Annotated in this window: 6 protein-coding genes; 3 read left to right on the top strand and 3 right to left on the bottom strand. The window is 72.3% G+C overall.

The genetic code is table 11. The features are described from left to right. Nucleotides 1-408: 408 nt before the first annotated feature. Together DVH02_RS28235 and DVH02_RS28230 are read left to right on the top strand one after the other, a co-directional pair. Complete coding sequence (locus tag DVH02_RS28235) at nucleotides 409-1257, top strand: (2Fe-2S)-binding protein (RefSeq protein ID WP_114626688.1); 849 nt, start codon at nucleotides 409-411, stop codon at nucleotides 1255-1257. Nucleotides 1258-1467: 210 nt separating this feature from the next. Continuing rightward, the gene (locus DVH02_RS28230) at nucleotides 1468-2517 is read left to right on the top strand and encodes a DUF2637 domain-containing protein (RefSeq protein ID WP_114626687.1); all 1050 of its coding nucleotides are present in this window, start codon (nucleotides 1468-1470) and stop codon (nucleotides 2515-2517) included. A 205-nt stretch (nucleotides 2518-2722) separates the two neighbouring features. On the opposite strand, the gene DVH02_RS28225 is transcribed toward DVH02_RS28230, so the two are convergent. The 3 genes from DVH02_RS28225 to DVH02_RS28215 form a co-directional block, all read right to left on the bottom strand. After that, nucleotides 2723-3106: an ATP-binding protein gene (locus DVH02_RS28225; protein WP_114626690.1), complete on the bottom strand. Its 384-nt coding sequence runs from the start codon at nucleotides 3104-3106 to the stop codon at nucleotides 2723-2725. Nucleotides 3107-3243: 137 nt separating this feature from the next. Continuing rightward, nucleotides 3244-4986 (bottom strand): pyruvate dehydrogenase, encoded by a 1743-nt coding sequence (locus DVH02_RS28220; RefSeq protein WP_114626686.1) that lies wholly within the window; start codon nucleotides 4984-4986, stop codon nucleotides 3244-3246. Nucleotides 4987-5117: 131 nt separating this feature from the next. Beyond that, nucleotides 5118-6203, bottom strand: a complete 1086-nt coding sequence (locus tag DVH02_RS28215) for a protein phosphatase 2C domain-containing protein (RefSeq protein WP_114626685.1) — start codon at nucleotides 6201-6203, stop codon at nucleotides 5118-5120. A 336-nt stretch (nucleotides 6204-6539) separates the two neighbouring features. On the opposite strand from DVH02_RS28215, the gene DVH02_RS28210 reads away from it, so the two are divergent. Further along, the coding region (locus DVH02_RS28210; RefSeq protein ID WP_233518506.1) for a TrmB family transcriptional regulator at nucleotides 6540-7353 on the top strand (814 nt) is incomplete at its 3' end.

The raw sequence follows: 7353 nt of genomic DNA, 5'->3' as shown, positions 1-7353 counted from the left end.
CGGGAGGCCCGGGAGGCCCGGGAGGCCCGGGAGGTACGGGAGGCCCGGGAGGTACGGGGGGCCCGGGAGACGCGGGAAGCCCGGTGGACGCGCGCGCCGCGCGCGACTCCTGAGGCGCGCACGGCCCGCCGGAACGGTCGCCGCCCGGACGGGCCGTCGTCCGGGGCTGCTCCGGCACCCGTCCGGCCGCACCCGCAACGGTGACGGGCACCGCGGGACCCGGCGGTCGCCGCGTCGTGTCCGGGCCCTGCTCCACTCGGGTCCTCCTCCACTGTCCGACCGGCGCCACGCACGGCGGGCCGGATCCACCCTGTGCACGATAGGCCGACCGGGCCGCGGTTCCCACCTCGATCACATCCGGTAAGGTAAGGCTTACCTGCAAACGATCCCGATTCGGTGGTCCCCTGCATGACCGTCCCCGCTGTACTCCCCACCGCTGCCGCCTCCCCCGTCGCGGACGCGTACGCCCGTATGACCGAGGTCTTCCCGTCGTTGAGCGTCGACCTGCTCACCGACAGTGAGCGGCACCCCTTCGGCGGCGGCTGGGTGGGCGCCGCCGATCTCGCGGCCGGCGGACCCGCGCTCGACACCTTCCTCTCCTGGGACGAGGAGCAGGTGATGCGCGACTACGGACAGCGGGCCCGTCCCGACGTGATCGCCAGCTTCGCGCTGCACCGCTACGCCTGGCCGGCCTGTCTGCTCATCACCGTGCCGTGGTTCCTGCTGCGCCGGGTGCCGCGCGTACCGGTCGGGGCCGTCTCGTTCCAGCGCACGCTGGGCCGGATGGCCGTCAGGCCCGGCCCGTTCGCCTGTCTGCCCGACGATCCCGCCGCCACCCTGCCGGATGCCCGGGTCGTCGCGGACGAGGAGGCGCTGCGCGCCGAGGTGCGCGCCGCCGTCGCCGAGCATCTGGAACCGGTCCTGGACGGCTTCGCCCCGCGCATGCGGCGCGGCCGGAGGGCGCTGTGGGGCATGGCGACCGACGAGATCGTCGAAGGGCTCTGGTACCTCGGCCATCTGCTGGGCGAGGAGCGGCGCGCGATGGCGGATCTGGAGGAGCTGCTGCCGGGCACGACCAAGCCGTACGTGGGCACGGCGGGCTTCCGTGAACTGACCGGGCCCGGCGGCGAATCTTTGCCGACCCGTGACCGGGCGAGTTGCTGCCTGTTCTACACACTGCGCCCCGAGGACACCTGTGTCACCTGTCCGCGCACCTGCGACGACGACCGGGTCCGCAGGCTCAGCGCGCACTCCTGACCCCTCGTCACCTCGAATTCCACGCCACCCCACGGGGTGATATTAATCGAACATGACAGCCACCTGCCGAACGGTAGCGCTAGCCGATCGCGCATATTTGTGTGCCGCACCGCCTCGTTGGTGTTCTCTTGTCCCGAAACCCACTGAGGGGCACCGTACTTCCGCCAAAATGGCGTCCAACACGCCCTACTGCGATGCAAGGAACACCGCATGCGACTGACCGACATATCGCTGAACTGGCTGCTTCCCGGCGTCGTGCTGATCGTCGGAATCCTGGTGGCGGTGGCTCTGCTCGCGCGCGGTAAGCGCGCCGGTCAGAAGTCCTCGGCCGCCGAGGACTCCTGGGAACGCAGTGAGGAGCGCCGTAGACGCAAGGAAGCGATCTACGGCATCGCCTCCTACGCCCTTCTGTTCTGCTGTGCCGCCGTGGCGGCCGCGCTCTCCTTCCACGGCCTGGTCGGCTTCGGGCAGGAGAACCTCGGCCTCTCCGACGGCTGGGAGTACCTCGTCCCGTTCGGCCTCGACGGCGCGGCCATGTTCTGCTCGGTCCTCGCGGTGCGCGAGGCCAGCCACGGCGACGCGGCCCTCGGCTCGCGTCTGCTCGTGTGGACGTTCGCGGGTGCCGCCGCCTGGTTCAACTGGGTGCACGCGCCCAGGGGTCTGGGTCACGACGGCGCTCCGCACTTCTTCGCCGGCATGTCGCTCTCGGCCGCGGTGCTGTTCGACCGCGCGCTGAAGCAGACCCGGGTCGCGGCGCTGCGCGAGCAGGGGCTGGTCCCCCGCCCGCTGCCGCAGATCCGGATCGTACGGTGGCTGCGCGCCCCCCGCGAGACCTTCGGCGCCTGGTCGCTGATGCTTCTCGAGGGAGTCCGCACACTGGACGAGGCGGTCGACGAGGTCCGCGACGACCGGCGGCAGAAGGAGCAGAACCGCCGCCACCGGCGCGAGCAGGAGAAGATGGAGCGCGCTCAGATCAAGGCGCTCAACCGGCAGCACCGGGCCTGGGGCCGTGGGGGCCGTCAGGTCGCCCTTCCGCCCGCGAATGGAGGTTCTGGCTCCCAGCCGGCCGTCGAGGCCGCCGCGGAGCCTGCTATACCCGAGCCGGGACAGCTGCCCCAGCGATCTCGGCTCTCCCTCCAGCCCGTCCAGAGTGGTGAGACCCGCACCGTGGACCTCACCGCCGAGGACGACACCCAGGCGTTGCCGCGGCTCGACTCCCTGGAGCGCAAGCTCAAGGAGATGGAGCAGCAGTTCGGCTGAGGCCGACCGGGCTGAGCGGGTCGAGTACCCACAGCACGAAGCACGACCAGTACGAAGCACGATCAGCGCCAGACGCGATCAGCACCGGGACCGGTGTGACGGATGACCGTCACGCCGGTCCTTCGCGTCTCGTGCGCTTCTTGTACCCATGTCCTCTGTCTACCCCGCGATGATCACGTCTACGCCTCGGTCGTGGCCAAGTTCTTTACGCGGATTCCCCGTTCAGCTCGAACCAGACGACCTTGCCGACCGGCCTGGCGCGTATGCCCCAGTCGTCCGCGAGCGTGCGCACGAGCGCCAGTCCCCTGCCGTGCGTGGAGTCGTCGGGGACCGGCCTGCCGGGTAAGGGCGGCCGGGGCAGCGTCGCGACGAAGTCGCGTACCTCGACGCGGAGGCGGCTGTCCGCGACCGTCGCCGTGACCACCGCTCCCGTCTCGGTGTGGACCAGGGCGTTGGTGACCAGTTCGCTGATGAGCAGCTCCGCCACGGCCGCGGAGTCCCGCTCCTGCCAGTGGTGCAGCATCTCCCGCAGCGCGTGCCTGACTTCGGGTACGGCCGCGAGATCGGCGCCCCCCACTCTGCGCCGGATACCTCTTGTCACTCTGTCCCCCCGCCCCTGGTGGCCGACAGCGCCTGACGCGCGCTTCGTTCAAGAGATGCATTCCCAGCCCGTAATGGGCCACTCATGGCGTTCGTCACGTCCTGACCCCGAACCGGCACGGAGCGTCAGGGACGGGGCACGTTGCGCAGGTTGGAGCGGGCCAGCTGCACCATGCGGCCCACGCCGCCGTCCAGCACCATCCTGCTCGCGGAGAGCGCGAAGCCCGTCACCATGTCGGCGCGGATCTTCGGCGGGATGGAGAGCGCGTTGGCGTCGGTGACGACGTCCACCAGGGCGGGCCCCTTGTGGGCGAACGCGTCCTTGAGCGCGCCCGCGAGCTGCTTGGGCTTCTCCACCCGTACGCCGTGGGCACCGGCGGCGCGGGCCACCGCCGCGAAGTCGGTGGGGTGGTTGTCCGTGCCGTACGACGGCAGTCCCGCGACCATCATCTCCAGCTCGACCATGCCCAGGGAGGAGTTGTTGAAGAGGACCACCTTCACCGGCAGGTCGTACTGGACGAGGGTGAGGAAGTCGCCCATCAGCATGGCGAATCCGCCGTCCCCCGACATCGAGACGACCTGCCGGTTCCGGTTGGTGAACTGCGCCCCGATCGCCTGCGGCAAGGCGTTGGCCATCGAGCCGTGGCTGAACGAACCGATCACGCGGCGGCGGCCGTTGGGGGTGAGGTAGCGGGCCGCCCAGACATTGCACATCCCGGTGTCGACGGTGAACACGGCGTCGTCGTCGGCCATCTCGTCCAGGACCGAGGCCACGTACTCCGGGTGGATCGGGGTGTGTTTCTCGACGTTGCGGGTGTACGCCTTGACGACGCCCTCCAGCGCGTCGGAGTGCTTCTTGAGCATCTTGTCGAGGAACCGGCGGTCCGCCTTGGCCCGTACACGGGGCGTCAGACAGTTCAGCGTCTCGCGGACGTCGCCCCAGACGGCGAGGTCGAGTTTGGAGCGCCGGCCGAGGCGTTCGGGCCGGATGTCGACCTGAACGGTGCTGACGTCGTCGGGCAGGAAGGCGTTGTACGGGAAGTCGGTGCCGAGGAGGAGCAGCAGATCGCACTCGTGGGTGGCCTCATAGGCGGCGCCGTATCCGAGCAGCCCGCTCATCCCCACATCGAACGGATTGTCGTACTGGATCCATTCCTTGCCGCGCAGGGCGTGGCCGATCGGGGCCTTGATCCGCTCCGCGAACGCCATCACCTCGGCGTGCGCCCCGGCGGTGCCGCTGCCGCAGAAGAGCGTCACCCGGTCCGCCTCGTCGATCATGCGGACGAGCTTGTCGATCTCGGCGTCACCGGGGCGTACGGAGGGGCGCGAGGTGACCAGGGCGTGCTCCTCCGCCTTCTCGGGCGCGGGCGAGGAGGCGATGTCCCCCGGCAGGGTGACCACGCTGACGCCGCTCTGCCCGACGGCGTGCTGGATCGCCGTCTGGAGCAGCCGCGGCATCTGCCGGGGGTGGGAGATCATCTCGTTGTAGTGGCTGCACTCGCCGAAGAGCCCCTCGGGGTGGGTCTCCTGGAAGAAGCCGAGGCCGATCTCGCTGGACGGGATGTGAGAGGCGAGGGCGAGGACGGGCGCCATGGAACGGTGGGCGTCGTACAGGCCGTTGATGAGATGGAGGTTGCCGGGACCGCAGGAGCCGGCGCAGGCGGCGAGCTTCCCGGTGATCTGGGCCTCGGCTCCGGCCGCGAAGGCGGCGGTCTCCTCGTGCTTGACATGGACCCAGTCGATCTCGGGGCTGCGCCGGACGGCGTCCACGACAGGGTTGAGGCTGTCGCCGACGACTCCGTACAGCCGTTGGACGCCCGCCCGGACGAGGATGTCCACGAACTGCTCCGCCACGTTCTGCTTGGCCATGGGACGCGCACCTTTCTGGTCGCCGGCAGGGGCGCGGACGACGGGGCCGGAGGGCTCCGGCCTCCATCAACCCACGCCGGGCGCGCTCCCGCACGCCCGGAGCGTCCGCTATGCCTCCCAGACGCCGACGGCTACGCCTCCCAGACGCCGACGGCCGTGCGGTCGTCGGCGTATCCCTTGACCCGCAGGCTGGTGTCCGCGAGGTACTGGGCCAGACCGGGCGGGCGCCGCGCCGCCCAGCGCGCTGCCAGCTCCGTGGTCAGGGCCGGTTCGTCGCGCATGGGCTCGGCCAGGCCGGGGCCGCACAGCAGCAGGGTGTCGCCCGGCCGGGCGACCGAGGCACGGAAGCGGAACGGTTCGGGCGGCGGCGGGCCCTCGACGAACGGGGAGCGTGGTACCGCGATGTCCAGGTCCGCGGTGGTGGGCTCGTCGCCCGTACCCCGCTCCTTCGGGGGCGGTGAGCCGAAGCCGACGACGGGGGCGCCGGTGACGGCGGCGCGGTCGGGCAGGAGCGGCTCCAGGTCCTGCCAGGCGCCGTCCCTGAGCCGGAAGAGGCCGCCGCCGCCGATCCCGAAGAACACCCGGGTCCGGCACTCCGGGTCGGCGGGGAGCAGCAGACAGCGCAGCCCCGCCGTGTACTCCTCGGGCGGTACGCCCAGCTCGGCGGCGCGGGCGCGCAGCTTGCCGAAGGCGCGGTCGGTGAGCCGGTGCAGCCCGGACTTCAACTCGCCGCGGCGGCCCGCCCGTATGTCGTCGGAGAGCCGGGCGTGGCTGCGGCCCACGGCGACGCCGATCCAGTGGCAGGCGTCCGCCGTCGCCCGGTGGGCCCGCTCGGCGCCGCGGACTCCGTTGGCGACGGCCACCAGGACCAGGGCAGCGGGTCCCGTGCCGAAGCGGGCGGTGAGCAGGGCGTCCCCGCGCGGCTCGCCCCGGTGGCGCGCGGAGTCCCCCCGTACGGAGACCGCCCGCAGGGTCTGGGTCCCGTAGGAGGCGCCGTCGAGCACGGTGTCGGGGACGATCTCGTTCAGCCGGTCGGCGTGGGCGGCGGGCAGCGCGGTGGGTTCCGGGTCGTAGGTGGGCGGCCGGTCGCCGAGGTGGGTGGCGCGGTCGTCGACGGTCTCCGCGGCTCGCGCCGCGGCGGGACCGGCGCCCGGCGCGGACGGGCCGTACAGCCGGTTCCACCAGTCGTCGTCGGGTGTCTGCCCCTGCTCACTCATCCCCCCATTGTCGGCCGGGGCGGCTGCTAGGACACGGACATCGGGAAAAGAGTCCGCCGGGCGGCCCCACCCCCCACGGGAAGGACGCCCGGCGAACAGTCACAGGGCCGGCCGGGGCGGACGCGGGGGCCGTGGCCCGCACGTCGCCGCTCCCGGGCGGGAGCCGGGTCAGGTTACCCATGAGGCATATGACCGCGGCCTGTCGCAGCTGTGATGGCGCCACCTTGGCAGAGTGGCGGGCCGTACAGGGATGATGGGGGCGGCGGGTTTACGCCGTGGCCGGTATCCGCCACGGGCCGCCGGTCACGGAACGGTCGTACAGGGAGGGGCACCGGGGTGCTGGGGCTGGGAGCGATAGGTCTCGACGAGAGACAGGAGTCCGCGTACCGCGCGCTGGTGGCCATCGGCGCCGCCGAGGTCGCGGATCTGGCCCATCGGCTGGCGCTGCCCGAGCCCGACACGGAACAGGCGCTGCGCAAGCTGGAGCGGCACGGGCTGGCCGCGCAGTCCTCGTCCGGCACCGGCCGCTGGGTGGCGGCGCCGCCCGCGGTCGCCCTCGGGGCGCTGCTCACCCAGCACCGGCACGAGCTGGAGCGGGCCGAGCTGGCGGCGGTGGTGCTCGCCGAGGAGTACCGGGCGGAGGCCACCGAACAGGCCGTGCACGATCTGATCGAGGTGGTGACGGGCGCGAGCGCCGTGGCGCACCGGTTCCGCCAGCTCCAGCTGGGCGCCGTCGAGGAGGTCTGCGCCCTGGTCACCGGGCAGCCGGTCGCGGTGACGGGCGTCGACAACGAGGCGGAGGAACGGGTGGCGGCGCGCGGTGTGGCCTACCGGGTGGTGATCGAGCGCGAGGTCCTCTCGCTGCCCGCCGGGGTCGCCGAACTGTCGGCGGCCCTCGGCCGTGACGAGCGGGTGCGCGTCACCGGGCGCGTTCCGACGAAGCTCGTCGTCGCGGACCGCACGCTGGCGATGGTCCCGCTGACCGGGCCCGGGGCCGAGCCCGCGGCGCTGGTCGTGCACGCCAGTGGGCTGCTGGAGTCCCTGATGGGACTGTTCGAGGCGGTGTGGCGGGAGGCGCTGCCGCTGCGGCTGCGCGGCGAGGCCGCCGAGGGGGCGGGGAGCGCGGCGGGCGCGGGCGGCGGGGCGGGCG

The sequence above is a fragment of the Streptomyces corynorhini genome (assembly GCF_003346515.1).
Lineage (GTDB): Bacteria > Actinomycetota > Actinomycetes > Streptomycetales > Streptomycetaceae > Streptomyces > Streptomyces corynorhini.
Note: the sequence above shows the minus strand (reverse complement) of the source record. Positions and strands in the feature narration are given on the sequence as shown.